Consider the following 24,638-nt stretch of genomic DNA (forward strand, 5'->3'; position numbering starts at 1 on the left):
AGTCTACGGAGCGTATGCAGTTTGAAACGCTGTTGGACGAGCTGACGGATGCGGAAATCAAAATCCTTACGGCAACGGCGCAAGCGCTACTGGATGCAAGAGCAGACAGCGAGGGAGAAAATTGAATACGGTGTAAGGAACGCTATGAACAGGTAGTTCATGGCGTTTTTCTTTTGCAAAATCCGCAGATGTGGCCAAAAGGCCCCATTCAGATTGTAGTATGGGTAGCGGAAGGAATACGGGGGTACGAAGTAGTCAGCAAGCACAGCAAGTGTAGCCACACTTGCGGATTTTTCTTCTTTTCAGGTCCCTTGCCCGAAAAGAGAAAACTGCTTGTTGGGATATCCCAAACCCTTATGAGAAACGGAGGTATCCGCTATGGCGAACAGGAAACGGCCCATCGTTCTTCGCTGCCCGGTGACGGCGGAGGAACGGGCTTTGATTGAACAGAAGATGGCTCAGCTCCCCACCCAGCGGATCGGTGCCTATCTCCGCAAGATGGCGATTGACGGGTATATCATCTATACAGATACCGCAGATATCAAGGCGTTCACCAAAGAGCTTTCCGCCATCGACCGGAACATCAATCAGATCGCCAAGCGGATCAACGCCGGAGGTCCTGCGTATCAGGCCGACATGGACGAGATACGGGAAAGGCTGGACGAGATAGGAGCGTATTTCTTTTCCCATTCTCTAAGAAGATGAAAATAATCCGTCAGCACCTTGTAGCAATGATTTTCTCCTTTTTGATACTTCTGTTCCGGTGTCGGCTCACGAATACGAGGGCGGACACTGGGCTTTTGTCGGCTGTCATAGTTAAGACCAAAATCTTCAGCAAGTTTGACAGCAGCTTCCCTCAGCCCGATAATCAGTCATGTGCATAACCTCCTGTGCGTCCATGTATGTGTCATTTACACTTAAAATTATGCACTCCAGCGGGCAGAGCCGTATTCAATACCCTTGCGGTATTTCTTCGCATTCTTGCCCTTGACATACACCGTCAGCCGGACGAGGACTGCGCCGAGGATGCCGACGCAGATATCCAGCGCGTGAAAGCTGGGTGCGGAGCTGGCGAAGGCCGTCTGAAAGCCCTGCCCGATATGCAGCAGCTTTTCCGAGGCGTCAAGCCCCGGCGCCAGCCGCACCGCTTGGCAGAGCTTATCGAAGAGATACACAAAGAACAGATACGGCAGGTTCGGCAGAAGATATTTCCTGAGCTTATCCTTCATCGCTCCACACTCCGTTCTCTGGTTTTGACCTTCTCGCCGCGCTCCTGCTCCCTGTGCTGCGTTTTGGACTGCTTCTGCGCCTTTTCCAGCTTGCGGCGAATGGAAGGGGACTTCTCACGGCTCAGATTTTTAGCGGAGAACTCCCGGAAGGCCGCCGTAATCACATCGGCATCCCGACCCTTGAAGAATACCAGGTACCGGGTATGCTCGCCGGAGGTGTCCTTCTTCAAAGCAAAATCCAGGCCGTACTTCTTCGCCGTGGAAGAAAAGGCCCGGATATTCTGATCCGTGATCTCGATGTTGGATACGCCGGTGTTATGCTTCATAAGCTGCCGGAGCGTCTGCTTGCCGTGCCGGAACTGGGAATTTTTCTTGTGCTTCTCCATATCCGCCAGCACCTTCTTCATGGCCTGCTGCAAGAGCTGGGCGGTCATTTTGCTGGCCTCCACACAAAGCGCGAGGGTTTTCTGCGTGATTTCTTCCTGCAAGGCGTTCACCTCCGATCTCCGCTGCCGTACAGGTCATGGCTGACAAGGGATGTGTAATAGCTGTCCATCGTGACCGGGGCGTTATACAGCGCCGCCAGCAGATATTTCTTGATGTTGCGGACATAGGTGGTGTTCTCCCGCATTCGATCAAGGACATACTCAATGTGCGAGGCGTTCAGCTTCAGGAACCGTGACCGGACGACCTCAGCCGGGTAATCGTCCCCAGCCACACGAATCATCTCCCGGTTGGAGCAGACGGTATCCACCATGAGTTCCACCAGCTCGTCCAGCCTGTCTTTATCCAACTGCACATTCTGCGAGAGAATGTCATACTCGATGTTCTCCAAGATCAATGCCCGATAGCTTTCCCGCTTTCGTATCCCGTCCTGTCCGATCCGCTCCCTGGGGGCTGGGGGACTTGATAGGATAGGACTTGATCCTTCCGTAATTGATAAATCTGTCTTTGATAGATAGTTACTTGATTCTTCTTTATTTAATTGGGCGGGGTTCTCCTGAATTGGAGCGTCCAACATTGGATTTGCCTGTACGGGATTTTCCAGTATAGGTTTTTCCTGTGTGGGTGACGGCGCTTTAGGCTGTTCCAAAATGGTGTATTCGATAGAGCCGAGCTGTCCGTTTGCGCCACGGACACGCGCACGGACGAGGTAGCCGTGCGCCTCCAGCTCCCGGATGCCGCCGCTAATGCTGTCAATGCCATCCTTGCAGATACGGGCAAGCCCTTTCATGGTGTAGTCCCAATTCTCCGGCAGGGACAGCATGAGGGATAAAAGCCCCTTCGCTTTCAGGGACAGCGACATATCCCGCAGGTGGTAGTTGGACATGACTGTGTAATCTCTGGTCTTTTCGATACGGAATACAGCCATCTTCGCACCTCCTTTCTCTGAAAATGAAAAGTGTTGATTTTTGGCGTTTTGTCTGCCTGCACGCCTCCGCCGTCTCCCGCATGGGAAAACACCCGCACCCTGTTCAGAGCGCAAGCCACGGCGAAAGAAAACACAGATTTTCCACCCTAATCACAACACTTGAATTTGGGTATAGAAAAAAGGCGGCTGTCTGAAAAACAGTCGCCCAAAAAGGGGATATATACAAGTTATTTGCTACTCGTCCGCCTTGAAAACCGTTGATATTACTGGCTTTTCAAAAAGTTCTGTATCACCACTCGCACCATATCGAGTGGATGTAACTGAAATCAGTTACATCCACTTCTTTTTTGGTCCCATAGTAAATTAAATGCAGAAAAAAGTTTAACGCTTTTTTCTGCATTATTTTTTTATCTATTTCAGGGCTTGAAATGGGAGAAACGAGGTGACGAATGGTGAAGAAGCTGACGCTTGAGGACCGCAGAAAGATTGAACAGATGTGGAAGGACAACGCTTCCCCCTTAAAGATCGCCGCCGAGCTGGGTATCAGCCAGTGCACCGTGTACACGGAATTGAAGCGCGGGCAGGAGACCGACGAGCGGACCGGCGAGATGGTCCTGGACCATAACTTCCGCCCGGAGTACAAAGCCGAGCGGGGCGAAAAGACCTACCAAAGCAATCTGCGCAAGCGTGGCCGCCGTCCGAAGGCCGCGCCGAGCATGAAAGGAGCCTAAAGGAATGACCAACTTTGAGAAGATCACGCAGTCCCCGGAAGCGCTGGGCGAGTTCCTTGCTTCGCTCCCTGTGTTGGAAGGACCGTGGGACGAGGAGTTCCAGAGAAATTATTGCGCTGGCTGCGGGCGCGTGAATTGTGATGCCGGAAGGGGCTGCCCCTACAAGAAACAGCGGAACAGCCCGGCATGGTGGCTGAGATTGGAGGCGAAGACGGATGCGGGCCAGTAAAGCGGACAAGTTCTATATGGGTATGCTGCTGGCGATCATCTGCTTCTGCTTCGGCCTGCTCCGCATCATGGACGAGGCAGACGCCCGCCGGGCGGCAGAGCGGGAGACGCTGATCATCGCCGAGCCGCCGACTATCGTGGCCCCGGCCTTTCAGCCGGTACAGACGGTCTACTTTGAGCCGGACCCGGAGCCGGAGGAACCGGCGGCGGAGGTGTTCGTGTTCAGAGAGAATGTGCCCTTGAGCGCGGAACTGCAGGAAGTCTTGTGGGACGCCTGCCAAGAACACAAGGTCGAGTACGCGCTGGCCCTGGGCCTCATTGAAACGGAGAGCAGTTTCAACCCGGAGGCGGTCAGCTATGTCGGCTGCTACGGCCTGATGCAGCTCAATCCAGACTACTTCCCCGCCGACCTATCACCGGCGGAGAACATTCAGTACGGCGTGGCTTTCATCGCTGAAAAGCTGGACCAGTACGCCGGGAACGTCGGCGCGGCCCTGACGGCCTACAACGCTGGGCACGACACGGGGAACCGCGAGTATGCCGAGAAGGTCATGGCAGCGGCGGAAAGGTGGAGAACAGAATGAAACTGCTGATCGGCGGAAGCCCGTGCACCCATTGGAGCATCGCACAGACCAAGAACCGCGAGACCGAGGCCAGCGGCATCGGCTGGGAGCTGTTCCTGAATTACCGCATCGCCCGCGATAAGTACCAGCCGGACTACTTCCTCTACGAGAATAACAAATCCATGTCTCCCGCCATCCGGGCGCAGATCACGGCGGAACTGGGCGTGGAACCCGTGCTTATCAATTCCGCGCTGGTGAGCGCGCAGAACCGCCAGCGGCTCTACTGGGCCGGAAAGCGTAACCCCGACGGTACATACAGGCAAGTGCCGGTCGAGCTGCCGGAGGACCGAGGCATCCTGCTCCGGGATATTTTGGAGACCGGCTTCCCGTTGCGCGAGAAAGGCTATGCGCTTCAAACAGGACACGGCGCTACGGCGGAAGACGCTATTGCACGCAGGCAGCGGAACGCCGTGGCGGAGCCTGTTGCCATTAAGCCGCTGACTGAAAAAGAGATGGAATACATGGTGCGCGAGACCAAGGACGGGCGCAATCATTTCGACTTCGATTATTTTCACGACGCCACCAAGGACAAGAGCGCTTGCGTGACGGCGAACACCCACAAGGGCGTCCCATATAATGTGCTGGTCGAGCCGATAATCGTCAATGGAACGAAAAACGGAAAGTCACGAACCGTTGACGCGCACATGGGAAATCTCGAAAACAACCTTGTGCCGAGGATAAACAATCCGAACCCAGCAAAGCAACAATATGACTGCATAGCCGAGCCGGTACGCATCGGCACCATCGAGAATGACGCGAAGAACCCGGACCATGACAGCCAGCAGTACCGCGTCTATTCGCCGGACGGAAAGAGCGTGACGCTCTGCGGCAACGGCGGAGGGCTGGGTGCCAAGACGGGCCTTTATGCAACGCCAATCACTCCTCCCATGCAGGTGAACGAGGCAACAAAGTTGGGATACACAGTCATTCAGCCGGGCGAATGTGTGGACCTTGCCATGCCGCAGATCAAGACGCGGCGGGGGCGGGCCATGAAGGACAAGACCAACTGCCTGACGACCTCGTGCGAGTTCTACGAATACTGCGACACCATCGACGCGCCAATCTATCAGGTGCGTGGTGGAATGATCACAGTCAAAGGACAAGAGTACCCTATCAAGCTGAGGGACGGCTGCTACATCATCCGCAAGCTGACGGTCCGCGAGTGTATGCGTCTCCAAACGGTGCCGGAGACCTATGTTTTCCCCGTAAGCCCCAGTCAAGCCTACAAGATGCTGGGCAACGGCTGGACGGTGGATGTAATCGCGCACATCATGGGCCACTTCGAGGGACTGACGGCGGGGCCGGTGGAAGTCCTGTCTATGTATGATGGCATGAGCTGTGGGCATATCGCCCTGGACAAGCTGGGCGTGGAGATCGCCAGCTACCACGCCACAGAGATCGACAAGTTCGCCATTCAGACAACGCAGGCGAACTTCCCTGATGTGGTGCAGCTCGGAGACGCCTTTCAGGTCCGGGAAGATGGCTGGACCTATGCAGGACTTACCGGCGGGACCCCGGAGGCGGCGGAATGAAGCGGACTGTGAAGGCGGACTACTCCCGCACGTGCGAGGGCTGCCGCTTCCTCATTACGGAGCCGTGGCTGAAAGATGTTCCGTCCTTCCGCTGCGGCGCAGACGGACGATGCAAGGGGTACATCGTCGGTATCGAGCGGCTTTTGCCGTATATTCCGGCCTGGTGTCCTGAGCTAAAGGAGAATTAAAGGATGAAATATGCTGTGATCGTTACCTACACCACCGGCGAGAGGACCGGCGCGACCGTGACGGCGAGCGGATGCGCTGCCGCCTGGGACAAGGTTTTTGAAATGTTCGATAAGGCTGATGTGCGCGGCGTGGAGCTGGCCGCGATCTTGACGCCGGAGAGGAGAAAGTGATGAACGTCGTTTCTTTCGGCGGCGGGACCAACAGCACCGCCATGATCATCGGAATGTACCTGCACAAAATCCCGATAGACCTGATCTTATTCGCCGACACCGGCGGAGAACAGCCGCACACGTATGAGTTCATCGAGACCTTCAACGGATGGCTGGAAAAGCATGGGCTTCCGCAGATCACCTCCGTGCAGTATCACGACAAGGACGGCAACCGCCTGACGCTGGAACAGGAGTGCATCAACAGCGGGACGCTGCCCTCCATCGCCTACGGCTTCAAGCGCTGCTCCATCAAGCACAAGATCGGGACGCAGGAGAAGTTCTGCAACAACTATCAACCGTGCAAAGAGGTGTGGGCCAGCGGCCAGCGCGTCCAAAAATACATCGGCTACGATGCCGGGGAGACGCGGCGCATCCAACACGCCGCACCAATCGACGAAGCGGACAAAAAGTACGAAAAACATTATACGCTCTATGAATGGGGATGGACACGCGAGGAGTGCGTGCGCGTGATCGAGCGGGCCGGGCTGCCGAAGCCGGGAAAAAGCTCGTGTTTCTTCTGCCCTTCCATGAAAAAGAAGGAGATACAAGCCTTGTGGGAGAATTACCCGGACCTGTTTCAGCGCGCAATCGCGCTTGAACACGGCTCGGCTGCGAGGAATGTAAACGTCAAAGGGCTGGGTCGCAACTGGTCCTGGGAGAGCTACTACAACGAGTTCATGGAGAACAAAGCGTTTGAAGACGCGCAGATCACCTTCGATGAATTATTCCCGGACAGTCCCGGCGGATGCCTCTGCGGCGCTCCATGCGGGTGCTACGACGGATAAGGAGGAGCGCATGGCGATCAAGAATTATACCTCCGGGGTGGATGTGTTCACCAGCCTGGGAGAGATACAGGGCGCGCTCGCCGGGCACGGAGCGCGTCAGATCATGGTGGAATACGACGAAAAGGGACGCCCGACGGGCGTGACCTTCTCCATTGATACGCCAACTGGGCGGCGGGGCTTCATGCTCCCGGCCAACATCGACGGCGTTTTGTTCGTATTCAAGCAGCAGAAGCTCAAGGACGACCGCGACCAGGCCGAGCGCACGGGCTGGCGCAACCTGCGGGACTGGGTGCTGGCACAAATGGCGATTATCGAGGCTGGGATGGCGAGCGTGGACGAGGTTTTCCTGCCGTATCTGACCGACGGACACGGGAACACGCTGTACACTCTGTATTCCAGCGGAACGCTGAGACTGGGGGATGGAACATGAAAAAGGCTGTGCTTATCAGCATCAGGCCGCAGTGGTGCGCAAAAATTGCGAGCGGTGAGAAAACGATAGAGTTCCGCAAGAGCAGGCCGGAGCTGAAAAAACCATTCAAATGCTATATCTACTGCACGAAAGCAGATTACTACACTTGGGATTTGCGGGTCTCCAACGTAACGATACCGTTTGCAGAGAAGTGCTGCGGCAAGGTTATTGGAGAGTTTATCTGTTCCGACTTCGTGCTGTTTAACGGTGGTAAGAAATGGCCGGATTTTAGAGAGAACCGGGCACAAGCGGAAGCTGCCACGCCGGAAGTCCTCAAAAAGGCTTGCTTGACGGCAAGGGAGCTGTGGGCCTACGAGCCAAAAGGAAACCCTATCGGCTGGTGCATCTCCGACCTGGTAATCTACGACACGCCGCATGAGCTAAACAGCTTCCGCCGTGTGTGCCCGGAAGAACTGGACTGTGAAAGCTGCGCTATGCACAGCGAAAACACCGGGCGCTGCGGGAACGAGGCGCTATACCTGCGCCGCGCCCCGCAGAGCTGGTGCTATGTGGAGGAACGCCATGACTTATGAACGAGCTGCTGAGATTTTGGACCCGGAGCACCGGGAGACATACGAGAGCCTTGATATCGTGAACAAGGCTTGCCGGATGGGCCGGGCGGCTCTGTTCCGGCGGATGCCGGAGCCGCCGCACCCGGACGGGGATGAAAGCATCCTGGCCTGCCCGACCTGCGGGAGCGGCGAATATCTCTACAACGAGGACGGGAACCGCTGCTGTTTCTGCGGCTGGTGCGGACAGGCCATCGACTGGAACGCGGAGACATTCAAGGCGGCAGGCCAGATGAAGCCCGTGCTGAAATATCCGGGGAGCAAATGGCGGCTGGCGGAATGGATCGTATCCCTCATGCCGCCGCACAAGAGCTATCTGGAACCGTTCTTCGGGAGCGGGGCAGTGTTCTTCAAAAAGCCGCCGAGCCGTATCGAGACCATCAACGACCTGGACGGCGAGATCATCAACCTGTTCCGCTGTATCCGGGAACAGCCGGAGGAGCTGATGCGGGCCGTGGCCTGCACGCCGTACAGCCGGGGCGAGTATGAACAGGCGTGGGACCATTTCAAGGCGGGAGGACAGGTCCGACCGGACGGCATCGAAGCCGCCCGGCTGACGCTGGTACGCTACTGGCAGGCCCACGGGAGCACCGTTGTTTACAAGGGCGGTTGGAAAAATGACCGTGCCGGGCGGGAGTACGCCTACGATGTGCGCTACTGGCGGCAGCTCCCGGAGCGTATCGCCGCCGTGGCGGAACGCCTGAAAGATGCGCAGATCGAGCAGTCCCCAGCGGTCGATGTGATCAGGCGCTTCCGTCACCCGGACGTGCTGATCTACGCGGACCCGCCTTATATGCTGCATACGCGCAAGGGCAAGCAATACATCGTGGAGATGGCGGAGGAGGCCCAGCACATCGAGCTTCTGGACGCATTGAAGGAACATCCGGGGCCGGTCATTTTGTCCGGCTATGACAACGACCTGTACAACGAACACCTGCAGGGGTGGAAAAAGCTGCACCGGCGGGCGCAGGCGGAAGGCGGCGCGGTAAGAACGGAAACGGTGTGGCTGAATTACGTACCGGAAACGGGAGGAAAAGCGTATGAAACTGTGTGATAGGTGCCGGGTATCCGGCTGCCTGCTGACCTACGGCGGGAAAGCCTGCCGGGAGGCCAGAAAGCAGGAGTGCCCGGACGTGGTGTTCACCCGTGCGGACAAGATCAGGGAGATGGACGACGAGGAGCTGGCCGTAGTCATTATGTGCCCGCACGACGGGGACGAGGACAGCTGTAAGGGGTCGCCGGATGCACAGACGTGCATCAAGTGCTGTCTGGAATGGCTCCGGGAACCGGCGGAGGTGCTGTGATGGACGAGAAAGTGATCTATTCATGCGTGGACCAAGAGCACAACACCTGGAACTGCCGGGGATGCGGGTACATCGAGACCTTCGAGGCGGACGGGCCGGTGGAAAACGGCTGGAACTTCTGCCCTGGCTGCGGCCATGAGATCGAGGTGGAAGCGGTCAGCCCGTGTCCCTTCGACAACGGGAACTGTATGTGCCAGTTTTGCGAGGCTCAGTGCAACAACGGTCTGAACTGCTCGGACTGCCGCTGCGAGGGAAAACCTGTGCACGACATCCACCTCTGCACGGGCTTCGTCGGAGACATCACCCAGTACATTCGGAACTGGATGCGCCATCACGGCGGGAAGGCTGATACCTGAGCGCGTGAGCGGCACATACCTATATAAATTGAAGGAGGACAAGCACATGAGCGAATTGACGCTGCGATTTGGGGAGGCCCGGCTGCACGTGGAGGGCGACGCCGATCTGGTGGCGCGCGAGCGAGCGGCGTTCCTGGAACACCTGGGCCGACTGGACCGCCAGAGCGAGAAGGCCGGTGAACTGCTGGCCGTGCTGCTCCGGGCCGGGCGCGCCCCCGAAAAGGCCGAGGAGCCTGTGAGCAAGAAGGCAGAGCCGGAGGAACCGGCGGAGGAAAAGAGTGCGACGCAGGACGACTTATGCAGGCTGCGGAGCATCCACGTCGGCTTCGCCAGCCCGTCCCAGTTGAAGCGGGCGAAGGCCGAGGGCAAGCTGGACCACCTGCTCGCCCAGCGCGACGAGATCGAGGTGCCGCTGGATACCGGCGGGACCGTCGCCGTGGTCTGCTGCTACGTGTCGCCCACTTCGGCCCGCTTCGTCTTCAAAGACTGCTGGGACGAGGGCGTGATGAACGACGAGGCGACCAACAAGACCGGGTATTTCAAGAGCAAGGGCCGCAAGCACGTTTTGGAGGACATCTATCCGCACATCGCGGCGGAATGGCGGGAGATCATCGTACCCAGGACCTTCGTGGAGACCATCGAGGGCGAGCGGGTGGAGTATTCGGACCCGCTGTGGCTGCCTTCGGCGACGGACGTGTTCGGCACGCCGGACGGGGCCTGGTGGAACGACGGAGACGACGACTTCCAGCTCCCGGTTTTCACCCGTGAGCGCGACCGCGTGAAGGAGTGCGGCGACAAAGGAACGTATTTCTGGTGGCTCCGCTCCGTGTATGCGAGCCGCACGAGCTACTTCTGCATTGTGTACACGGACGGGTCTGCGTACGGCAGCAACGCCTACTCTTCGTTTGGCTTCGCGCCGGGCTTTGACATCTGATCGGAAATCGAAAAAATCTCCGGTGCGTAAGCGCCGGAGAACAAAGGAGACAGCCATGGTCACATTCGATATTTGCAAAGGCAATCCGGGCGCGCTGACGTTCGTGATGCTGGCCTATGAGTACAATCCGTATCGCGCCGAAGCAGCGTTTCGGCGTATGCAGAACAACGGAATCGCCGGGGACAAGCTGTATATGCTCTGGAATGACTGCTGCGACCGTGATGTGGAGCAGGCATTGGTCAACATGGAGTGCATGAGCATGGAGGAGATCGTGTCCCACATCAACTACGAAGGCGGACGGGGCATCCCCATTCCGAAGAAAGAAAATCTGTGGTGGCTCCGCTCGCCGTATCCGAGCCAGATGGGCGGCGAGCAGATCGACGAGATCGTCCGCATCACAAGAAATCCATATCTGTTCTAAAAAAACATTCTCCCACGGCGCTCGCTGTGGGAAGCGAAAACCGGGGGAGAAATCTTCAAGATTTTGCTGTGCGTGGGGTCATTTCCTACTACATATTGTACCACAATGCACGGATAAAGTCAAGATAGCGGCCTCGACGCGGGATGCAGAGAGGCACGCCGCAACGCCGCCGGGAGGCGGCGGACGGGCTTGTAATGGGTATTATCCTTCTTGCGAAAAGCATCGAGGAAGGACCAGGAGACGATGCAAAGGGGTACACGGATGATAAACAGGTCTTTCATACGGGAAAAGGTCGTCCACTGTGGTAAGAACTTCCTTTCACCGGAAATCTATCCGTACAGCGGACAACAGCAACAGGCGGTCGGACGGAAGCGCGGGAAGAAAGTCAACGTCTCTGCGCCGAAGCAGAAGAACCTCAATGACCGGAGAGCCAAGCGCTATTTCATTCAGCTCGCCAACAGCAATTTCGGCGTGGGTGATCTGGTGGTCCATCTGACCTACGCCCCGGAGTTTCTGCCGGAGAGTGAGGAGGAGGCCGCGAAGATCGTCGCCAAGTATCTGCGCCGGGTGGCATACCTGCGGAAGAAGCGGGGCATGCCCCCTCTCAAGTATTTGCTTGTGACGCAGATCGGACGGAAGAAGGACGGGACCCACCGCATCCACCATCACGTTCTGATGAACGGCGGGCTGGACCGCGACGAGGTGGAAAACCTGTGGTGGGAGACCAAGGGCACAAAGGACCGGGAGCCGGTCATGTACGGATGGGCAAACGCTGACCGCCTGAGACCGAACGCAAAGGGCATCGCCAGCATGGCCGGGTACATGGTCCAGGACAGTGCCGGGAAAAAGCACTGGACGCAATCGCAAAATCTGGAAAAGCCGTGGCACCGGGCACCGAATGACCGGAAGTACACGCGCCGCCAGTTGGACAAGATCGCCAAGCTGCCGGAGGACAGCGAGGAGTTCGTGCGCTTTTGGGAAAAGCAGTATCGCGGCTGGGAGCTGGTGGAGTGCGAGAAGTCATTCAACGAGCAAACCGGATGGTATTTCTACCTGACCATGCGGCGAGCGCATAGAAAACAGAACGGAGGGCTGAAATGACAGGAGAAGAACAGTTCAAAGAGCTTTACCGGCGGTATATCCACCGGGAGGGCGCAGAGGAGCTTTTGGAATGGATGGAGCGGGAGACGGATTTTTTCACCGCGCCAGCCAGCACAAAGCATCACCTGGCCTACCCCGGCGGACTGGTGGAGCACAGCGTCAACGTGTTCCGGGAGCTGCGGAAGGTCGTGATCGACAACGAGCCGACGATGGAGGCCGTTGCAATCTGTGCGCTGCTCCATGACCTGTGCAAGGCGAATACATACGTGCGGGAGCATCACGCGGGACCGGGTGAGGTCTATTCCTACGTGAAAAAGGACCGCTTCCCCATGGGACACGGGGAAAAGTCTGTCTACCTGATCGCGCGGTTTATGAAGCTGGAAGACGAGGAGGCCCTAGCTATCCGCTGGCACATGGGCGCGTGGGACGACGCTGTGCGCGGCGGGAGCCGTGGTCTGAACGAGGCGATGAAGCTGCACCGCATCGTGTACGAGCTGCACGCGGCGGATATGCGGGCCACGCATATCGTGGAGGCTGGTATGGCATGAAGGGACGACGCGGAGCGCTGGGCCAGTATCACGCCAGCATGAGCAACAACCGGGGCCATGACTTCGAGGAGGCGATACGCCAGGCGTGCCTTCTGTACGCGAACCAGGGCCGGGCGAAGGTGGAGAAGACGCCGGAACCGTTCCGGGTGCTGGAAAAGCGGGAAGGCGGTATTTTCGTGGGCCGCTTCACCGCACACGCCCAGCCGGACTTTCAAGGCACGTTGGACGGCGGGCGCAGTATCATTTTCGAGGCGAAGTACACCACCACAGACGCCATGAAGCGGGACGTGCTGACGGAAACTCAGATGGAGACCTTGGAGCGGCACCACCGCTGCGGAGCGCTGGCGGCGGTGTGCGTGGGTATCCAGGATCGCTTTTTCTTCGTGCCGTGGCCGGTGTGGCGGGACATGAAGGAAGCCTTTGGGCACATGAGCGTTTCGGCGGCGGAGCTGGAAGACTTCCGCGTGCGCTTCACCGGGGCGGTCCTGTTCCTGGACTATGCACACAAGATCGGGGGCCGGTGGATAACCGGGGCCGACTGTGAAATCGAACGATGGAGAAGGAGTAAATAACATGAGCATTTTTGAGATTATCTTTGCGAACTTCTGGACCTGGGCGGGTACGGTCGTCCTGGTGGCGACGCTGCTGGACGGCCTGGCGAACGTGATCGCGGCCATGCGGAAGCCAGAGCGCTCCGTGCGCCGGACCAGCTATTCCGACGGCACCAGCATCGTGCAGATCGACAACGCCACGGCGGCGGATGTGGACCGGGCCGTGCGCGCCATCAACGGAGCGGAGAGCGGGAGGACTGGCCGATGAAGCTGAAAAAAGTCGCGGCGCTGTGCGGAAGCGAAAATGCGTTCTGCCTGTTCGACCGTGTGGACGGCGACGGGGTTGTGACACAGTGGCTTGGGGACGGGTGCTGCGCCTTTCCCCTCCATGGCCTGCCGGTGCTGTCGGAACCGGAGCTTTACCGGATGTTCGACGTGTCGGAGAAGAAGCAAGACAAGATATATTTCAATCACAGTGCGCTGCCGGAGGGGCTGAACGTGGAGGACTGGTGCCGCTCTGAGGTCCGCGCGGAGGATATGGACGTGACGATCTCCTCCGGCGGGAAGGTGCTGATGCCGCTGCGTTTCCCCGGCGGGCTGCTGTTCATCCAGAGCAAATACCTTGGGCCGCTGGAAGACCAGATGGATTTTCTGGAACTCTACGTGCGCCGGTCGGACAGTGGCGGGCGCTATGTGGTGGCAAAGACGGGTATGCTGGTCGCGGGCGTGATCTTCCCGGTGCAGGCCGTGAACGAGGGCTTTTGCGACAAGCTGGAAGAACTGGCGTCGCTGACGCGGCGGGAGCTGGACAGGCATTTGTCCGCGCCGCCGGTGGCTGAGGAGGAAGACAAGGACCAGGAGAACGTCTTCGGAGGCAGCGATGGGGAAACGTAAGCGGCCCATGCCGTCCTTCTACGGAAAGAACATCGCCCAGCACGCCCAGCGGCGATTTTTGGACCGGTGGGAAGCAGAGCACCGGAAGAAAAGCGACCGTATCCTGATCGCGGATGAACTGGATAAAGCGCCGGACCGCACACAGGAGGCCCGGCGGGAGGAATAAGCAACAGAAACGAGGCTGACAGATGCGCGAGAAAAACGTGAAAGAGATCGTCCGGTATTACTACGAGATACCGGAGATGGTGCGCCTGCTCAAGACGGAGCAGCGGGAGCAGGAGAGCTTGTACGACACGCTGAAAGGAACCGGCGGCGACGGGATGCCCGGCGGCGGAGGCCCTGGGAAACCGGTGGAGGCTGCCGTGATACGGCTGGACGAGCGGGGCGTGTATGAGCGCCTGCAGGAGATACACGTGCGGCTGCTGGTTTTGGAGGGCGACGCCGCTGCCGTGCGGGGCTGTTTGGACGGTCTTTCCGGTAAGTACAAAAGCATCCTTCAACTGCGGCACAAATGTCACCATAGCTGGGCGAATATCTCGGTACGCATGGGAGCGCCGGACAGCACCATGCGGAACTGGTACGACAAGGCAGTTTTGTGCCTGGGCGAGGCGCTGGACGAGGTGCCAATGGCGGAGGAGCTTTTGGAGCGTGCTTCACGCGCGCGTACATATTAAGCGCCGAAAAAATCGAGGGCTGGCGGGAGCTGCTTTTTCACCTGGCTTTTGGTGAGGGCGGCGGCCCGGCGGCCATGGGTCGAGCTGTTTCAATTTCCTGTGTTTTTCTGTCAGTGAAATCGCGTGCGCAAAGACTGTTTCCGGCGGGAACGAATGGCCCGTGGGAAAACAATTTGCGAATTGCATAAAAAGCACCCCGGCGGGCTGTTGGTCGCAGCCTGTCGGGGTGGCGTTCGTTTTATGGCGGTTTTTGTGATCAAGACCGCCGATTTTGTGATCATGGGCGGCTTATTTGTTATCAGCGGGAGGGTCAAGCGTGAGCGGCTGGCCCTCGCGGGTCATGCGCTCAGTGCAGGCTTGGAGCACATACGCCTGGATGCTCTGCCCGGTGGCCTTGGCGGCGGCGCGGATGGCATAGCCGACGGCCTTTTGTGGGCGAAGGCTGATGTAGTCGCATTTGGCGTTGTAGGCGTCATTGTTGCGGCGCTTGCTTTCACGTATGGGCACGGTCATTCCTCCTTTTCGTGGTAGTCCGTCAGGTCGATCATGTTGATCGTCGGCGGCGGGGGCGTGAGCTTGTAGAAATGGCCGTTTTCGTAGTGCTGATCGGTCACGCCGTCGTACCAGCAAATATCACCGTGGAGCGCCTGCGCGGCCTCCATGCGGGTTTGTGCCTGCTGATCGGTCAGGCCGTCGAAGGTGAGGCGCTGGCCGTCGGCGAACTGGGCCACGAGACGGTAAGCGGGGAAAATGTCGGCGTTTTGGTCCATGGGAGCCTCCTTTGGATTTGGGTGCATTATAACACGCTTGCGTGTATAAGTCTATGGGTTATTTTGCGTTGGAGCGGGCTTTGATGGCATCGCGGGCCGCGATCAGCAAGGCTAACTCCTGTCGGTTTTCTGTGCGCTGATGGTTTTGGATATAGTGCTCGGCGGTTTTGCACAGGGCCGCAAGGTTCATGCCTGGGCGGTCCGCTGCTTCCCGCAAGCAGGCCGCCAGGTGAAGAATGTGCTTGCGCTCGATCTCCTGCACGGGTTCGCTTTGATCGCCCGCGATATATGCGCGGGCCTGAGCATCGTTCAGTTTGGATTTCATAAGGCCGCTTTCTCCCCGTATGCCCGATAGGACAGGCGCATTTTGTTATCCGGCGTAGGTCAACTGTTCTTTCAGACGCTCGATCTCGTGCTGCCAGGCCGGGGCCATGGGGCTGTCGGGGAAACGGTCGAGCGCTTCGTAAAGTTCGTCGAGGCGGGTGATGATGGCGTTCTCGCTGGGGATGTTCCATTCCATTTTGTGCTCCTTCTGCCCTCGTGACCTCCGGGGCGGGATTTGGTTTGTTATTCGGTAAGGCCCAGGGCACGGCGGGCGGCGGCTTCGGCGTTGGGGGTAAGCTGGCGCTGCCATGCGCTGTACCGGGGGGACCAGCGGAAGCCGTTTTGTTTCAGCGCGGCGCGGGTGTCCTCGTCGGGCTTTTCGTCAAAGAGGATTTGGAGCCGGTCCGCTTCCAGGTTGCGGACGATCTCACCGCCGGGGAACTTTGTGCCGTCGGCGGGCTGCTCGGCCTGCTGGGCGCGCTTGTCCAGCTCGTCGAGGCGGGCCTGCACGCGCTTGATCTTGCCGCGAAGGCTGGTCAATTCGTAGTCAGGGACGGGAGACTTGACCCAGGGGCAGCGTTCCTTCGTGTCGGCAAAGCTGGCGGTGAGCTTGGCGGCGGCCTCGGCGCTCATGCCGGGGAAGCCGTCGAAGGATTTGTGCTTGCGGTAGTAGGCGTTCAGGGCCTTGCTTTCGTCGAGCTTGTTTTGGAGCTTTTGGAGCTGGTCCGCGAGCATTTCGCGGGCGTGAGGGTCGGCCAGATCGACCGGGCCGGAGCCGACGGCCTCGATCTTGTTCAAAATGGCCTTGATCTCGTCGTATTCGTTCCAGAGGGTGCCTTCACGGGACATCTGCTTTTCGTGCTTGCGCATATTGTAGCCACCTGCGCCGGAAATGAACTGGCTGGGGTAGCTGGCCTGGTTGCGGTTGTAGTCGTTCATCCACTGGGCCAGGCGGAGGGCGTAGCGGTCAAGCAGCGCGTCGAGCTTGTCGTGGTAGAAGGGGCTGACGCGGGCCTTTTTTGCCTCCACCAGGGCGGCGGCCTTGTCCACGGCGCGCCGGTATTCCGCCGTGGCGCTGCCGGGCTTGTAGTCGCTCATGTGGACGCAGTAGTGAGCATTGCGGGCCGTCTCCTCGTTGATCTCGTAGTAGCGGGCGGCGGGCGCGGGCGCTTCGGCGGTCTGCAGGCCGATCATGCTTGTTTGTTCGTACATTTTGTGTACCTCCGTTTTGTGTTTTGGGGTTTCGCTTATGGGGTCGGGTCGCTTTGTTGTCCGGTGCGGCCCGCGAAGGTGTCCGGCGGCGGGGTCAGATCGTGCCCCATGGGGCGGCGTTGTAGTCGGCGGTGTTGGAAACGAGGAAATGTGTGTAGACGCGGGAGAAGTCGATCAGGGCCAGGAGCAGCGGGTCTTTTCTGGTGGCGTCCTCGCTGGCCTGGTATATCTCGCAGTCGATCAGCTTGGCGAGCTTGTAGTGCCAGGGCAACAGCTTTTCGTGCTGGTCCTCGCGCTCCCGTTCCTGTACCAGCGGCGGGACGCTGGGCATCTCCGGCGGCGTGGTGTCGGCCTCGGTTTTGTAGCGCCCGGCATAGGCGCGGCTGTTCAGGTCACACAGGCGGCGGAAGATCAGGCCGGAGCAGTAGAAGCCGTAGCGGTCGCGGCAGTCGCTCAGGGCCTTGTAAAGGCTGTCGGGAGCGTCGAAGCCGAAGCGGTTGAAGCCGCTGTTGAGGATGTATTCCAGGGCGTTCGCGGTGGCGGCGTGGGCCTGGTCGGACATGATGAAGCAAGACATTTTGTGTACCTCCGTTTTGTGGTTTTGGGTTTTGGGTCACAGCTTGAGAAGGCGGCGGGCCGCGTCCTCGTCGATGAAGTTTGCCCAGCCGCTTTCGTGCAGCTCCTCGGCTGCCTCGTGAAGCGTGATCTTGCCGGATAAAACATCATCGCGCAGACTGTCAAGAATGTTCTTGATGGGAAGCATGGTATCGGCTCCTTTCGGTTTTGGTTTTGGTGTTACCCATGAGCGCCCGCCCCGGTGGGGGCGGCTGGACTTGCACCAGCGGCGGCGGGGTGCCGTCGGCCTTGCGGGTTTTGGGTCAGGCGACGCGGAAATAATAGGCGTTCTTCTTGCCGCTCCACTTGCCGCCTGCGGCCTCGATCTCTTTTTCGTGGGGCTTTGTGTCTCCGGCGAGCCAGACCACCGGCGCGGCGGTCGTTGCGCCCTTGATGGTGGCGGTCAGGCCGTCCACATCGGCCCAGCGGGCCGCGATGATCTCGGCGGCGGTTTTGGGTTCGGGCTTCTGCTCGGCGGGCTGTTCCGTCTTGGTTTCGTGCAGCTCGGCCAGCTTGTTTTTCAGCTCGTCGATCTCGTTGGCTGCCCGGTACAGATCGCCGCGCAGGGCGGCGGCTTCTTCCTGAGCCTGGGCCAGTTCGGCGCGGAGCTTGTCGGCCTCGCCGGTTTTGGTGTTGTCCTCGGCGGCCTCGGTGAAAAATGCCTTGATGGCGCGGGCCGCGTTCGGCTCGGCCTTAATGGGCATGACCACGGCGAACGGCTCGTCATTGGCATAGGCGACGGCGGCGGAGATCGCGGACGTGGTGCGGAGCTGGGTGGCGGGGTGAAGCGCGTCAATGAACTTTGTGTCATAGATCGCGGCGAAATCGGCGTCGGCGTTGTAGTAGCAGGCGGCGGGGGCCTTCTTCGCCTGGACCGTGAACGGGGCGCGGGCCAGCGGCGCGGCGTCGGCGGTGTCGCGGACGGTATCGGCGAACAGCTTGACCAGATCGAGCTTGTGCGCCTCGTCCTCGTGCTTGCCGTCCTTGTCGAACGTCCACGCGCCCGGCTCGCAGCAGGTCAACGGCTGGACCGTGGCGGCGTACTCCGGCGCGTTCATGGTGCAGAGAAGAAAACCGTTGCAAATGTAGATCGTGCCGTCCTCGGAGACCTGGCACAAGATACGCTCGGAGCCTTTCAGGGCCTTCGCGGTGTTGGTGGTGTAGCGTCCGGTAAACTTTTTCATGGGGTGTTCCTCCTGTTGTGTTGTTTTGGGGTTTGCTGTATGGGGCTGGGTTGCTTTGTGCGGTGCAGCCCTGCTAAAGTGTCCGCTTGTGCTGGGTCAACGCTTGGACTTCTCGACCTGCAAGGCGTGGAAAAGATGGGCCTTCGTCATGTAGAAATGCGGGTCGGTTTCGGGGGCGCCCTTGCCGTCAGCCTCGGCGGCCTCGCGGGCGGCCTTGCCGGGCTTGTCGGTGTACTTCCAAAGCTGGCAGGTCAGCGCGGCGTGCTGGCCCTTCTTCACACTGTACCCCATGCGCTTCCACTCGGCGAAGGTGTGGAACGTGTCAGCGGCCAGCATGGCGGAGAAGATGTTCTCGGCGCTCTCGTCGCTGCCCTCGTCAATGGTGATCGTGACGGCGGCGCGGCGGGCGGCGATCTGCTCGGCGGTGTAGGTGGACTGTACCAGCTCGGCGAGCTGGGCGGGGGTGAAGGTGTTGCGGACGGTCTCGAAGATGATCTCGTTGTTAGTCATGGCGTTTTTCCTTTCCGGCCTGTTCGGCCTGTACACTGTTGCGTGTCGTTTTCTGCTGCAAGCATACACTGTTGCGTGTCGCTTTGTCAAGCACTTTTTTTCGGCGGCTGGGTGTTCCCCCTATGGGGGAAAATTTTTTCAGCGGCCCCGGCGGCGTTGCTTTTTCCGTGCGGGTGTGCTATGCTTTACCCGTGGCCGGGCGGCGGCGAACTCGACGCCCGTGCCGGATTGTCAAGCGTCGGGGGATGTCGTGCGAGGACTGGCCCCCGGCGCTTTACTTGTTCAGCCGCTCGCGGAGCTTTTCGCGGAACTCCTCGATGGTCTTGCACTCGTCAGCGAGTATCAAGAGCCGGAGCCGTTCGGCCTCCTGGGCCTGCTGTACAAGCAATTCGCCTGTGTTCGGCGTGGTCATGTTCACCTCCCCTTTCTGGTCGCCGTTGTCGGCGGTTCGCTGGGCGGTGGCCGCTGGGCCATCCGCTTGCCCCGGATGATAGCGGCGATTTTTTGCGCCGTCAATAGGCCGAAATCCCTTCCCACGGCCCCCCTTTAGGGGGCCTGGGAATTATTTTTGCACAAAAATCCGTGGCGGTTTTCTGTGCAGATTGCACAGGCTGGGGGACTATAGGGGGCATATTAGCATAGCTTACCAGGAGACGAGACCGGGCGCGGTAAATACCCTCGGCGGCGGGCCGTGGCCGTTTTCGGCGGGCCGTCCGGCGATGGCGGAGCCGGGGCGCGGCGGCATGATGGGCAGGCCCTCACCGGAGCCGGGGCCAGCCGTGGCGGCGTGGGCCGTGTGTGCCTGCTGGGATAGCTGACCGGCGGCGGAGCATACCGGCCCGGCGCAGGCCGGAGCCGCCAGCCGATAAACAGCGCCAGCACCAACGCCAGCAAGCCAAGCAAACGCGCCCGCCCACCCATGCGCAAGGCATGAAGCAGACCGCCAGCACCGCCAGCCAGGCATAGGCCAGGCACCGCCCCGCCAGCGCCGCCAGCACCAGCAGAGCGCCAGCCAAGCAAACACGCCCACCCGCGAAGATACCAAACGCGCGAGACTTCTCCTCACCGCCATTGATAGCAATACACCCCCTCCTATACCCTCCCCCGGCACGGCGGCGGGTCCTCCCGGCGCAGACGAGGACCTTTGCGGGTTCGAGAGCGCAAAAATTGATTAGGTGCGATGCATTTTTTTCATTTCCGGCGGGTCCGGGCGAAAAAATGGAGGGGGGTCAAAAAATATGGAACGCGCACGCGGGCGGGGGCGCGCGAGGGAAAAGGAACGCGGGCGGGCGTGAGATCGGGACGGGTATCATTTTCGCGGCGTCACGAAAATGGTGGAAGGAGCTGGCGCGGCGGAAGCTGCTGGGGTGCACGGATGGACCGCACGCGGGCGGGGACGTTACGCCGGGGTGGTGATCTGGTACGCGGAGGGGCGTTTTGTTCCGGCGGGTTGGGCTTTTGGTACGCCTGGGAAAAATATTTTTCGGAGTTAGCAACTTTCGCAGGTTTTCCGTGTTACATTGATATTGTGCAGTAATGGCTCATGGAGAAATCCATGGGCCTTTTTCATTGGCGGGGGCCGCTGTGGTCGTGGAAAACCAGGCGGGTTTCGCATCCTTTACCGCTGAAAGGGTCAGGGTTCAAGTCCCCTCTGGCCGCAGGCGGCACCGAATGGAAAACGTCCTGCTGCCGCCGAAGGTCTGCGCTCATGCGCGGAAGTATCCACTGCGCGGCGGAGGTAGGCGGAGCGGGACACGTTGCATACCGGGACGGGAGGAGCTGCGAGGCAGCCCGCCCCGGTCCCGGAACTATTACAGGGACGCGGAGGCGAAAGGATACCGGATAGACAGGGGTGAGAGCAAATGCCGAAGCGGAGTGAGAAACGGGACGCCGCAAAGGCTGAATACCTCGCCCGGAAAGGCCGGGGCGAACTGGTAGACCTCCGGGAGCTTGCGGAGGGCCTGGGCGTCAACTATCAGACCTTGCGCAACTGGAAGTCGGCGGATGAATGGGAAAAGGCGGAGCAGAAGAAGAAACGCGGCGGCCAGCCTGGGAACCGGAACAGCGCCGGACATAAAAACGCCGCCGGGAGCCACAAGGGCGCACCGGCGGGCAATCACAACGCAGAGAAGGATGGGGCTTACAGCACCATCTTTTTTGATACGCTGAGCGAAGCCGAGCGGGAGCTGGTGATGAATACGCCGGTGGGGAGCCGGGCGGCGCTGGAACACGAGATGCAGATACTCAAGTTCCGAGAGCACCGGATACTCACCAAGATCATCGAATATGAGCAGGCCCCGGAGGACGAGCTGTATTTGAACAGCGTGCTGGATATGCGCCAGCCTGCGGGCCGGGGCGACAAGAAGACAGACGGTGCCAGACAGCAGATGGGAATGTACAGCAAGGACAGCGCCTTTGCACGGGTGCTGAAATTGCAGGATGCCCTCTACAAGGTGCAGGGCCGCATCGCAAAGATCGCGGACAGCCTGCGGGCTTTGGAGGAGAACGAGAAGCGCCTGGAACTGGAAAAGAAGCGGCTGGAAATCCTGCGTATGCGGGCGACGGGCGTGGTGGAGACACCGGACCCGGAGACCGGCGAGGACGCGGCGGAGCTTTGGCCGGATGGAACGGAGGATGCAGATGGACCCGAAACGGTTTGAAAACACATACACCTATCACGCGCCGAAGGGCGACCAGACGGCGCGCTATGAAAAGCTGAGGGCCAAGGCGCGGGAGCTGGCGGAGCTGATCGAGGCGTGCTGCCCGGACAGCCGGGAAAAGAGCCTGGCGCACACGAAGGTGGAGGAAGCGACTATGTGGGCCAACGCCGCCATCGCAAGAAACGAGTGACGCCATGCGCCTGTACACGAGCAAGGTGATCGCCGACTGGCTGGGCCTGACGGAGCGGCGGGTGCGCCAGCTCCGGGACGAGGGCATCATCGAGGAGCAGGCACCGGGCCTCTATGACCTGCGCGCCACTACGCGGCGGTACATCTCCTACCTGCGGAGCGGGAGCCTTGCCGACGAGCGGGCGGGCCTGACCCGCGCCAAGCGGGAGGCGGCGGAGATGGAAAATGCGCTGCGGCGCGGCGAGCTGCACCGGACGGAGGAGATCGAGAGCGGCATCAAGACGATGCTTTTGAATATTCGCGGGCGTTTCCTCTCCCTGCCTGCGAAGCTGTCCCCGGCTCTGGCGGCCATGGGCGGAGACCAGGCCAGCATCTTCGATGAGCTGAAACACGCCATCGACGAGACGCTTGAGGAACTGCGGGACTTCAACGTAGCCTTTGCACAAGAGGAGGACGGGGATGGAGAAAAAGAAGAATAAGGACCCATGCGCGGGCTGCGTATGGAAACTGTGGACGGGCACGAGCGAGAAGGTGCTGTGCTCCCTCCATGTATGCAAGCGCGCCGAGTATGAGCGGATGATGCGGGGTGAGAAGGAGCCGGACCATGAAGAAAAAGCGCCGGACGATTGAGCTTGCCCAGCAGACGGCGGAGATGTTCGCCAGATGTGTGGCGGTGCTGAAACCGCCGCCTGAGCTGACGCTATCCCAGTGGGCGGACACCTACCGGATGCTGAGTGCGGAGAACAGCGCCACGCCGGGCCGGTGGCATACGGACAACGCGCCGTATCAGCGGGAGATCATGGACGCCATCGGCGACCAGCACGTGCGCAAGGTCGTGGTCATGTCCGCCGCGCAGATCGGCAAGACGGCCATGCTGATGAATATGCTCGGCTACTATATGCACTACTATCCCGCGCCGGTGCTGGTGATGCAGCCGACCCTCGAAATGGGCCAGACGTTCAGTAAGGACTTCCTGGCACCCATGATACGGGACACGCCGGTGCTGCGGGTGCTGGTAGACACCAAGAGCCGCTATTCCGGCAACACGATCTTGAAGAAGAACTTTCCGGGCGGACACGTGACGATCATCGGCGCGAACAGTCCGGCGAGCCTTGCCAGCCGACCGATCAAGGTGCTGCTGTGCGACGAGGTGGACCGCTACCCGGCCAGCGCCGGAACAGAGGGCGACCCGCTGCTCCTGGCGCAGAAGCGACAAACGACCTTTTGGGACAAGAAGACCGTTATCGTATCGACACCGACCATCAAGGGAAGCAGCCGCATCGAGACGGAGTTCCAGGAGACGACGCGGGAGGAATGGAACGTACCGTGCCCGAAGTGCGGGCATTATCAGCCCCTTCGTTGGGCCAACATCGTATTCGACCGGCACGACCTGAAAAAGGGCGTGCGCCACAAGTGCGAGCGCTGCGGGCGCGAAAGCAGTGAATACGCCTGGAAGGCCCAGGAGATCAAGGGGCATTTCGTGGCGGAAAATCCGGGCGCGGCGGCGCGGGGCTTCCACCTGAACACGCTGGCCTCCACCTTCTGCGGGTGGCAGGAGGTCGTGGAGAAGTTCCTGCTTGCCAAGGAGATGCTGGACCAGGGCGACCCGGAGAAGATGAAAACGTGGGTGAACACAGAGCTGGGCGAGACCTGGGAGGAGCCGGGCGAGCGGCTGGAAGACACCGAACTGGTGAACCGCCGCGAGGTATACGACGCCCAGGTGCCGGAGGATGTGCTGGTGCTGACGGCAGGCGTGGACGTTCAGGACGACCGCTTCGAGGTGGAAGTCGTGGGCTGGGGCGTCGGCAAGGAGAGCTGGGGCATCCGCTACCAGAAGATATACGGCGATATGCTCAAGGAACAGGTGTGGCGCGATCTGGACGCCTTCCTGACAGCGACGTTCAGCAAGAAGGACGGGACGCAGCTTCCCATCCTGTGCACCTGCATCGACAGCGGCGGCCACCACACCGATCAGGTCTACCGCTTCACCAAGGAGCGCTACGAGCGGCGCATCTTTGCTATCAAGGGCAAGGGCGGCCAGGAGGTGCCATATATCCGCAACCCGTCCACGAACAACCGCGTGAAGACACCGCTGTTTGTTTTGGGCGTAGACGCGGGCAAGGCGCTGGTGTATCAGCGCCTCAAGCACGAGCCGCCGGAGCGGAAGGGGCCGAACTACTGCCACTTCCCGCTGAACGAGGAGGCCGGATACGACGAGCAATACTTCCGGGGCCTGACCAGCGAGAAGGCCGTGGTGCGGTTCCGCAAGGGGCGGAGCGTGACGGTGTGGGAGATCAAGGACGCGAGCTACAAGCGAAACGAGCCGCTTGACCTGCGCAACTACGCCACCGCTGCCTTAGAGATCGCAAACCCGGTACTGAAAGGACCGGAGGAGACGGAGACAGAGCGGCGGCAGAGGGCAACCGGAAGACGCCGCCTGAGTGGAGGTATTTAA

The 24,638-nt window shown here is 59.9% G+C and carries 40 protein-coding genes and 1 pseudogene; 28 read left to right on the forward strand and 13 right to left on the reverse strand.

Going from position 1 to position 24,638, the window contains the following annotated elements; all coding sequences use genetic code 11:
- The first annotated feature begins 14 nt into the window (after positions 1–14).
- Together ACZM22_RS06010 and ACZM22_RS06015 are read left to right on the forward strand one after the other, a co-directional pair.
- Positions 15–125, forward strand: a complete 111-nt coding sequence (locus ACZM22_RS06010) for a hypothetical protein (protein WP_489543493.1) — start codon at positions 15–17, stop codon at positions 123–125.
- Between the two features lie 253 nt (positions 126–378).
- Entirely contained in the window at positions 379–705 is a 327-nt protein-coding gene (locus ACZM22_RS06015) for a plasmid mobilization protein (protein WP_489543427.1), read from the forward strand.
- A 227-nt stretch (positions 706–932) separates the two neighbouring features.
- On the opposite strand, the pseudogene ACZM22_RS06020 reads toward ACZM22_RS06015, so the two are convergent.
- From ACZM22_RS06020 to ACZM22_RS06030, 3 genes and pseudogenes are all read right to left on the reverse strand, one after another.
- A pseudogene (locus ACZM22_RS06020) lies at positions 933–1,229 on the reverse strand (recombinase); the annotation flags it as partial.
- The gene (locus ACZM22_RS06025) at positions 1,226–1,717 is read right to left on the reverse strand and encodes a PcfB family protein (RefSeq protein ID WP_418485576.1); all 492 of its coding nucleotides are present in this window, start codon (positions 1,715–1,717) and stop codon (positions 1,226–1,228) included. The gene ACZM22_RS06025 and the pseudogene ACZM22_RS06020, both read right to left, overlap by 4 nt.
- 5 nt (positions 1,718–1,722) lie before the next feature.
- Positions 1,723–2,601: a DUF6017 domain-containing protein gene (locus tag ACZM22_RS06030; protein ID WP_489543428.1), complete on the reverse strand. Its 879-nt coding sequence runs from the start codon at positions 2,599–2,601 to the stop codon at positions 1,723–1,725.
- A gap of 449 nt (positions 2,602–3,050) precedes the next feature.
- On the opposite strand from ACZM22_RS06030, the gene ACZM22_RS06035 reads away from it, so the two are divergent.
- From ACZM22_RS06035 to ACZM22_RS06135, 21 genes are all read left to right on the forward strand, one after another.
- Positions 3,051–3,332, forward strand: coding sequence for a helix-turn-helix domain-containing protein (locus ACZM22_RS06035; protein WP_208319753.1), 282 nt, complete (start codon positions 3,051–3,053; stop codon positions 3,330–3,332).
- Between the two features lie 4 nt (positions 3,333–3,336).
- The gene (locus ACZM22_RS06040) at positions 3,337–3,561 is read left to right on the forward strand and encodes a hypothetical protein (RefSeq protein WP_489543429.1); all 225 of its coding nucleotides are present in this window, start codon (positions 3,337–3,339) and stop codon (positions 3,559–3,561) included.
- Positions 3,548–4,144, forward strand: coding sequence for a transglycosylase SLT domain-containing protein (locus ACZM22_RS06045; RefSeq protein WP_489543430.1), 597 nt, complete (start codon positions 3,548–3,550; stop codon positions 4,142–4,144). The genes ACZM22_RS06040 and ACZM22_RS06045 overlap by 14 nt, the downstream gene beginning before the upstream one ends.
- Positions 4,141–5,715, forward strand: coding sequence for a DNA cytosine methyltransferase (locus ACZM22_RS06050; protein ID WP_489543431.1), 1,575 nt, complete (start codon positions 4,141–4,143; stop codon positions 5,713–5,715). The genes ACZM22_RS06045 and ACZM22_RS06050 overlap by 4 nt, the downstream gene beginning before the upstream one ends.
- Positions 5,712–5,903, forward strand: coding sequence for a hypothetical protein (locus ACZM22_RS06055; RefSeq protein WP_253098520.1), 192 nt, complete (start codon positions 5,712–5,714; stop codon positions 5,901–5,903). Before ACZM22_RS06050 ends, ACZM22_RS06055 begins: the two co-directional genes overlap by 4 nt.
- A gap of 3 nt (positions 5,904–5,906) precedes the next feature.
- The gene (locus ACZM22_RS06060) at positions 5,907–6,074 is read left to right on the forward strand and encodes a hypothetical protein (protein WP_215688290.1); all 168 of its coding nucleotides are present in this window, start codon (positions 5,907–5,909) and stop codon (positions 6,072–6,074) included.
- On the forward strand, positions 6,074–6,898 hold the full coding sequence (locus ACZM22_RS06065) for an adenine nucleotide alpha hydrolase family protein (RefSeq protein WP_489543432.1): 825 nt from the start codon (positions 6,074–6,076) through the stop codon (positions 6,896–6,898). The genes ACZM22_RS06060 and ACZM22_RS06065 overlap by 1 nt, the downstream gene beginning before the upstream one ends.
- 10 nt (positions 6,899–6,908) lie before the next feature.
- A complete protein-coding gene (locus tag ACZM22_RS06070) occupies positions 6,909–7,328 on the forward strand; it encodes a hypothetical protein (protein WP_417050621.1) in 420 nt (139 codons plus the stop codon).
- Positions 7,325–7,900 carry a hypothetical protein gene (locus tag ACZM22_RS06075; protein ID WP_489543433.1) on the forward strand — a complete coding sequence of 192 codons (576 nt, stop codon included), beginning with the start codon at positions 7,325–7,327 and terminating at the stop codon, positions 7,898–7,900. The genes ACZM22_RS06070 and ACZM22_RS06075 overlap by 4 nt, the downstream gene beginning before the upstream one ends.
- On the forward strand, positions 7,890–8,990 hold the full coding sequence (locus tag ACZM22_RS06080; RefSeq protein ID WP_489543434.1) for a DNA adenine methylase: 1,101 nt from the start codon (positions 7,890–7,892) through the stop codon (positions 8,988–8,990). Before ACZM22_RS06075 ends, ACZM22_RS06080 begins: the two co-directional genes overlap by 11 nt.
- Positions 8,977–9,240, forward strand: coding sequence for a hypothetical protein (locus ACZM22_RS06085; protein WP_215688286.1), 264 nt, complete (start codon positions 8,977–8,979; stop codon positions 9,238–9,240). The genes ACZM22_RS06080 and ACZM22_RS06085 overlap by 14 nt, the downstream gene beginning before the upstream one ends.
- Positions 9,240–9,596 carry a hypothetical protein gene (locus tag ACZM22_RS06090; protein ID WP_215688285.1) on the forward strand — a complete coding sequence of 119 codons (357 nt, stop codon included), beginning with the start codon at positions 9,240–9,242 and terminating at the stop codon, positions 9,594–9,596. Before ACZM22_RS06085 ends, ACZM22_RS06090 begins: the two co-directional genes overlap by 1 nt.
- 46 nt (positions 9,597–9,642) lie before the next feature.
- The gene (locus ACZM22_RS06095) at positions 9,643–10,530 is read left to right on the forward strand and encodes a DUF6273 domain-containing protein (protein WP_489543435.1); all 888 of its coding nucleotides are present in this window, start codon (positions 9,643–9,645) and stop codon (positions 10,528–10,530) included.
- A 55-nt stretch (positions 10,531–10,585) separates the two neighbouring features.
- Complete coding sequence (locus ACZM22_RS06100) at positions 10,586–10,951, forward strand: hypothetical protein (RefSeq protein WP_489543436.1); 366 nt, start codon at positions 10,586–10,588, stop codon at positions 10,949–10,951.
- A gap of 261 nt (positions 10,952–11,212) precedes the next feature.
- A complete protein-coding gene (locus tag ACZM22_RS06105; RefSeq protein WP_489543437.1) occupies positions 11,213–12,052 on the forward strand; it encodes a rolling circle replication-associated protein in 840 nt (279 codons plus the stop codon).
- The gene (locus ACZM22_RS06110; protein WP_208319764.1) at positions 12,049–12,600 is read left to right on the forward strand and encodes an HD domain-containing protein; all 552 of its coding nucleotides are present in this window, start codon (positions 12,049–12,051) and stop codon (positions 12,598–12,600) included. The genes ACZM22_RS06105 and ACZM22_RS06110 overlap by 4 nt, the downstream gene beginning before the upstream one ends.
- The gene (locus ACZM22_RS06115; RefSeq protein ID WP_484424862.1) at positions 12,597–13,172 is read left to right on the forward strand and encodes a Holliday junction resolvase RecU; all 576 of its coding nucleotides are present in this window, start codon (positions 12,597–12,599) and stop codon (positions 13,170–13,172) included. Before ACZM22_RS06110 ends, ACZM22_RS06115 begins: the two co-directional genes overlap by 4 nt.
- Position 13,173: 1 nt before the next feature.
- Positions 13,174–13,419, forward strand: a complete 246-nt coding sequence (locus ACZM22_RS06120) for a hypothetical protein (RefSeq protein WP_208319765.1) — start codon at positions 13,174–13,176, stop codon at positions 13,417–13,419.
- Positions 13,416–14,045 (forward strand): hypothetical protein, encoded by a 630-nt coding sequence (locus ACZM22_RS06125; RefSeq protein WP_489543438.1) that lies wholly within the window; start codon positions 13,416–13,418, stop codon positions 14,043–14,045. The genes ACZM22_RS06120 and ACZM22_RS06125 overlap by 4 nt, the downstream gene beginning before the upstream one ends.
- Positions 14,032–14,211 (forward strand): hypothetical protein, encoded by a 180-nt coding sequence (locus ACZM22_RS06130; RefSeq protein ID WP_484424864.1) that lies wholly within the window; start codon positions 14,032–14,034, stop codon positions 14,209–14,211. The genes ACZM22_RS06125 and ACZM22_RS06130 overlap by 14 nt, the downstream gene beginning before the upstream one ends.
- Positions 14,212–14,233: 22 nt before the next feature.
- A complete protein-coding gene (locus ACZM22_RS06135; protein WP_489543439.1) occupies positions 14,234–14,719 on the forward strand; it encodes a hypothetical protein in 486 nt (161 codons plus the stop codon).
- 288 nt (positions 14,720–15,007) lie between these two features.
- Here ACZM22_RS06135 and ACZM22_RS06140 read toward each other — a convergent pair whose 3' ends face one another.
- The 10 genes from ACZM22_RS06140 to ACZM22_RS06185 all read right to left on the reverse strand — a co-directional run bounded on the left by ACZM22_RS06140 (position 15,008) and on the right by ACZM22_RS06185 (position 19,746).
- Positions 15,008–15,226, reverse strand: a complete 219-nt coding sequence (locus ACZM22_RS06140; RefSeq protein WP_208319769.1) for a hypothetical protein — start codon at positions 15,224–15,226, stop codon at positions 15,008–15,010.
- Positions 15,227–15,228: 2 nt separating this feature from the next.
- Complete coding sequence (locus tag ACZM22_RS06145) at positions 15,229–15,489, reverse strand: hypothetical protein (RefSeq protein WP_208319770.1); 261 nt, start codon at positions 15,487–15,489, stop codon at positions 15,229–15,231.
- Positions 15,490–15,547: 58 nt separating this feature from the next.
- Positions 15,548–15,814 carry a hypothetical protein gene (locus ACZM22_RS06150; RefSeq protein ID WP_489543440.1) on the reverse strand — a complete coding sequence of 89 codons (267 nt, stop codon included), beginning with the start codon at positions 15,812–15,814 and terminating at the stop codon, positions 15,548–15,550.
- Between the two features lie 45 nt (positions 15,815–15,859).
- Positions 15,860–16,009 (reverse strand): hypothetical protein, encoded by a 150-nt coding sequence (locus ACZM22_RS06155; protein WP_208319772.1) that lies wholly within the window; start codon positions 16,007–16,009, stop codon positions 15,860–15,862.
- Between the two features lie 47 nt (positions 16,010–16,056).
- Positions 16,057–17,025 carry a hypothetical protein gene (locus ACZM22_RS06160; RefSeq protein WP_489543441.1) on the reverse strand — a complete coding sequence of 323 codons (969 nt, stop codon included), beginning with the start codon at positions 17,023–17,025 and terminating at the stop codon, positions 16,057–16,059.
- A 94-nt stretch (positions 17,026–17,119) separates the two neighbouring features.
- A complete protein-coding gene (locus tag ACZM22_RS06165; RefSeq protein WP_489543442.1) occupies positions 17,120–17,602 on the reverse strand; it encodes a hypothetical protein in 483 nt (160 codons plus the stop codon).
- A 36-nt stretch (positions 17,603–17,638) separates the two neighbouring features.
- Entirely contained in the window at positions 17,639–17,788 is a 150-nt protein-coding gene (locus ACZM22_RS06170) for a hypothetical protein (RefSeq protein ID WP_489543443.1), read from the reverse strand.
- A gap of 115 nt (positions 17,789–17,903) precedes the next feature.
- Positions 17,904–18,824 (reverse strand): hypothetical protein, encoded by a 921-nt coding sequence (locus ACZM22_RS06175; protein ID WP_489543444.1) that lies wholly within the window; start codon positions 18,822–18,824, stop codon positions 17,904–17,906.
- Between the two features lie 96 nt (positions 18,825–18,920).
- Positions 18,921–19,334, reverse strand: coding sequence for a hypothetical protein (locus ACZM22_RS06180; protein WP_489543445.1), 414 nt, complete (start codon positions 19,332–19,334; stop codon positions 18,921–18,923).
- Positions 19,335–19,608: 274 nt separating this feature from the next.
- Positions 19,609–19,746 (reverse strand): protein phosphatase, encoded by a 138-nt coding sequence (locus ACZM22_RS06185; protein ID WP_208319777.1) that lies wholly within the window; start codon positions 19,744–19,746, stop codon positions 19,609–19,611.
- A gap of 1,450 nt (positions 19,747–21,196) precedes the next feature.
- Here ACZM22_RS06185 and terS point away from each other — a divergent pair.
- From terS to ACZM22_RS06210, 5 genes are read left to right on the forward strand one after another with little or no spacing between them, the layout of a single operon-like run.
- Positions 21,197–21,994, forward strand: a complete 798-nt coding sequence (terS, locus tag ACZM22_RS06190; RefSeq protein WP_489543446.1) for a phage terminase small subunit — start codon at positions 21,197–21,199, stop codon at positions 21,992–21,994.
- Complete coding sequence (locus ACZM22_RS06195) at positions 21,975–22,184, forward strand: Acb2/Tad1 domain-containing protein (RefSeq protein ID WP_208319779.1); 210 nt, start codon at positions 21,975–21,977, stop codon at positions 22,182–22,184. Before terS ends, ACZM22_RS06195 begins: the two co-directional genes overlap by 20 nt.
- A 4-nt stretch (positions 22,185–22,188) precedes the next feature.
- A complete protein-coding gene (locus ACZM22_RS06200) occupies positions 22,189–22,662 on the forward strand; it encodes a hypothetical protein (protein ID WP_215688269.1) in 474 nt (157 codons plus the stop codon).
- Complete coding sequence (locus ACZM22_RS06205) at positions 22,643–22,813, forward strand: hypothetical protein (RefSeq protein WP_489543447.1); 171 nt, start codon at positions 22,643–22,645, stop codon at positions 22,811–22,813. Before ACZM22_RS06200 ends, ACZM22_RS06205 begins: the two co-directional genes overlap by 20 nt.
- The gene (locus ACZM22_RS06210) at positions 22,788–24,638 is read left to right on the forward strand and encodes a phage terminase large subunit family protein (RefSeq protein WP_489543448.1); all 1,851 of its coding nucleotides are present in this window, start codon (positions 22,788–22,790) and stop codon (positions 24,636–24,638) included. Before ACZM22_RS06205 ends, ACZM22_RS06210 begins: the two co-directional genes overlap by 26 nt.

It is taken from the genome of Vescimonas sp., assembly GCF_057856985.1.

Excerpts from the sequence above, each read along its gene's own strand:
- ACZM22_RS06010 (WP_489543493.1), top strand. The coding sequence starts at position 15 with ATGCAGTTTGAAACGCTGTTGGACGAGCTGACGGATGCGGAAATCAAA.
- ACZM22_RS06015 (WP_489543427.1), top strand. The coding sequence starts at position 379 with ATGGCGAACAGGAAACGGCCCATCGTTCTTCGCTGCCCGGTGACGGCG.
- ACZM22_RS06030 (WP_489543428.1), bottom strand. The coding sequence starts at position 2,601 with ATGGCTGTATTCCGTATCGAAAAGACCAGAGATTACACAGTCATGTCC.
- ACZM22_RS06035 (WP_208319753.1), top strand. The coding sequence starts at position 3,051 with ATGGTGAAGAAGCTGACGCTTGAGGACCGCAGAAAGATTGAACAGATG.
- ACZM22_RS06040 (WP_489543429.1), top strand. The coding sequence starts at position 3,337 with ATGACCAACTTTGAGAAGATCACGCAGTCCCCGGAAGCGCTGGGCGAG.
- ACZM22_RS06045 (WP_489543430.1), top strand. The coding sequence starts at position 3,548 with ATGCGGGCCAGTAAAGCGGACAAGTTCTATATGGGTATGCTGCTGGCG.
- ACZM22_RS06050 (WP_489543431.1), top strand. The coding sequence starts at position 4,141 with ATGAAACTGCTGATCGGCGGAAGCCCGTGCACCCATTGGAGCATCGCA.
- ACZM22_RS06055 (WP_253098520.1), top strand. The coding sequence starts at position 5,712 with ATGAAGCGGACTGTGAAGGCGGACTACTCCCGCACGTGCGAGGGCTGC.
- ACZM22_RS06060 (WP_215688290.1), top strand. The coding sequence starts at position 5,907 with ATGAAATATGCTGTGATCGTTACCTACACCACCGGCGAGAGGACCGGC.
- ACZM22_RS06065 (WP_489543432.1), top strand. The coding sequence starts at position 6,074 with ATGAACGTCGTTTCTTTCGGCGGCGGGACCAACAGCACCGCCATGATC.
- ACZM22_RS06070 (WP_417050621.1), top strand. The coding sequence starts at position 6,909 with ATGGCGATCAAGAATTATACCTCCGGGGTGGATGTGTTCACCAGCCTG.
- ACZM22_RS06075 (WP_489543433.1), top strand. The coding sequence starts at position 7,325 with ATGAAAAAGGCTGTGCTTATCAGCATCAGGCCGCAGTGGTGCGCAAAA.
- ACZM22_RS06080 (WP_489543434.1), top strand. The coding sequence starts at position 7,890 with ATGACTTATGAACGAGCTGCTGAGATTTTGGACCCGGAGCACCGGGAG.
- ACZM22_RS06085 (WP_215688286.1), top strand. The coding sequence starts at position 8,977 with ATGAAACTGTGTGATAGGTGCCGGGTATCCGGCTGCCTGCTGACCTAC.
- ACZM22_RS06090 (WP_215688285.1), top strand. The coding sequence starts at position 9,240 with ATGGACGAGAAAGTGATCTATTCATGCGTGGACCAAGAGCACAACACC.
- ACZM22_RS06095 (WP_489543435.1), top strand. The coding sequence starts at position 9,643 with ATGAGCGAATTGACGCTGCGATTTGGGGAGGCCCGGCTGCACGTGGAG.
- ACZM22_RS06100 (WP_489543436.1), top strand. The coding sequence starts at position 10,586 with ATGGTCACATTCGATATTTGCAAAGGCAATCCGGGCGCGCTGACGTTC.
- ACZM22_RS06105 (WP_489543437.1), top strand. The coding sequence starts at position 11,213 with ATGATAAACAGGTCTTTCATACGGGAAAAGGTCGTCCACTGTGGTAAG.
- ACZM22_RS06110 (WP_208319764.1), top strand. The coding sequence starts at position 12,049 with ATGACAGGAGAAGAACAGTTCAAAGAGCTTTACCGGCGGTATATCCAC.
- ACZM22_RS06115 (WP_484424862.1), top strand. The coding sequence starts at position 12,597 with ATGAAGGGACGACGCGGAGCGCTGGGCCAGTATCACGCCAGCATGAGC.
- ACZM22_RS06120 (WP_208319765.1), top strand. The coding sequence starts at position 13,174 with ATGAGCATTTTTGAGATTATCTTTGCGAACTTCTGGACCTGGGCGGGT.
- ACZM22_RS06125 (WP_489543438.1), top strand. The coding sequence starts at position 13,416 with ATGAAGCTGAAAAAAGTCGCGGCGCTGTGCGGAAGCGAAAATGCGTTC.
- ACZM22_RS06130 (WP_484424864.1), top strand. The coding sequence starts at position 14,032 with ATGGGGAAACGTAAGCGGCCCATGCCGTCCTTCTACGGAAAGAACATC.
- ACZM22_RS06135 (WP_489543439.1), top strand. The coding sequence starts at position 14,234 with ATGCGCGAGAAAAACGTGAAAGAGATCGTCCGGTATTACTACGAGATA.
- ACZM22_RS06145 (WP_208319770.1), bottom strand. The coding sequence starts at position 15,489 with ATGGACCAAAACGCCGACATTTTCCCCGCTTACCGTCTCGTGGCCCAG.
- ACZM22_RS06150 (WP_489543440.1), bottom strand. The coding sequence starts at position 15,814 with ATGAAATCCAAACTGAACGATGCTCAGGCCCGCGCATATATCGCGGGC.
- ACZM22_RS06155 (WP_208319772.1), bottom strand. The coding sequence starts at position 16,009 with ATGGAATGGAACATCCCCAGCGAGAACGCCATCATCACCCGCCTCGAC.
- ACZM22_RS06160 (WP_489543441.1), bottom strand. The coding sequence starts at position 17,025 with ATGTACGAACAAACAAGCATGATCGGCCTGCAGACCGCCGAAGCGCCC.
- ACZM22_RS06165 (WP_489543442.1), bottom strand. The coding sequence starts at position 17,602 with ATGTCTTGCTTCATCATGTCCGACCAGGCCCACGCCGCCACCGCGAAC.
- ACZM22_RS06170 (WP_489543443.1), bottom strand. The coding sequence starts at position 17,788 with ATGCTTCCCATCAAGAACATTCTTGACAGTCTGCGCGATGATGTTTTA.
- ACZM22_RS06175 (WP_489543444.1), bottom strand. The coding sequence starts at position 18,824 with ATGAAAAAGTTTACCGGACGCTACACCACCAACACCGCGAAGGCCCTG.
- ACZM22_RS06180 (WP_489543445.1), bottom strand. The coding sequence starts at position 19,334 with ATGACTAACAACGAGATCATCTTCGAGACCGTCCGCAACACCTTCACC.
- ACZM22_RS06185 (WP_208319777.1), bottom strand. The coding sequence starts at position 19,746 with ATGACCACGCCGAACACAGGCGAATTGCTTGTACAGCAGGCCCAGGAG.
- terS (WP_489543446.1), top strand. The coding sequence starts at position 21,197 with ATGCCGAAGCGGAGTGAGAAACGGGACGCCGCAAAGGCTGAATACCTC.
- ACZM22_RS06195 (WP_208319779.1), top strand. The coding sequence starts at position 21,975 with ATGGACCCGAAACGGTTTGAAAACACATACACCTATCACGCGCCGAAG.
- ACZM22_RS06200 (WP_215688269.1), top strand. The coding sequence starts at position 22,189 with ATGCGCCTGTACACGAGCAAGGTGATCGCCGACTGGCTGGGCCTGACG.
- ACZM22_RS06205 (WP_489543447.1), top strand. The coding sequence starts at position 22,643 with ATGGAGAAAAAGAAGAATAAGGACCCATGCGCGGGCTGCGTATGGAAA.
- ACZM22_RS06210 (WP_489543448.1), top strand. The coding sequence starts at position 22,788 with ATGAAGAAAAAGCGCCGGACGATTGAGCTTGCCCAGCAGACGGCGGAG.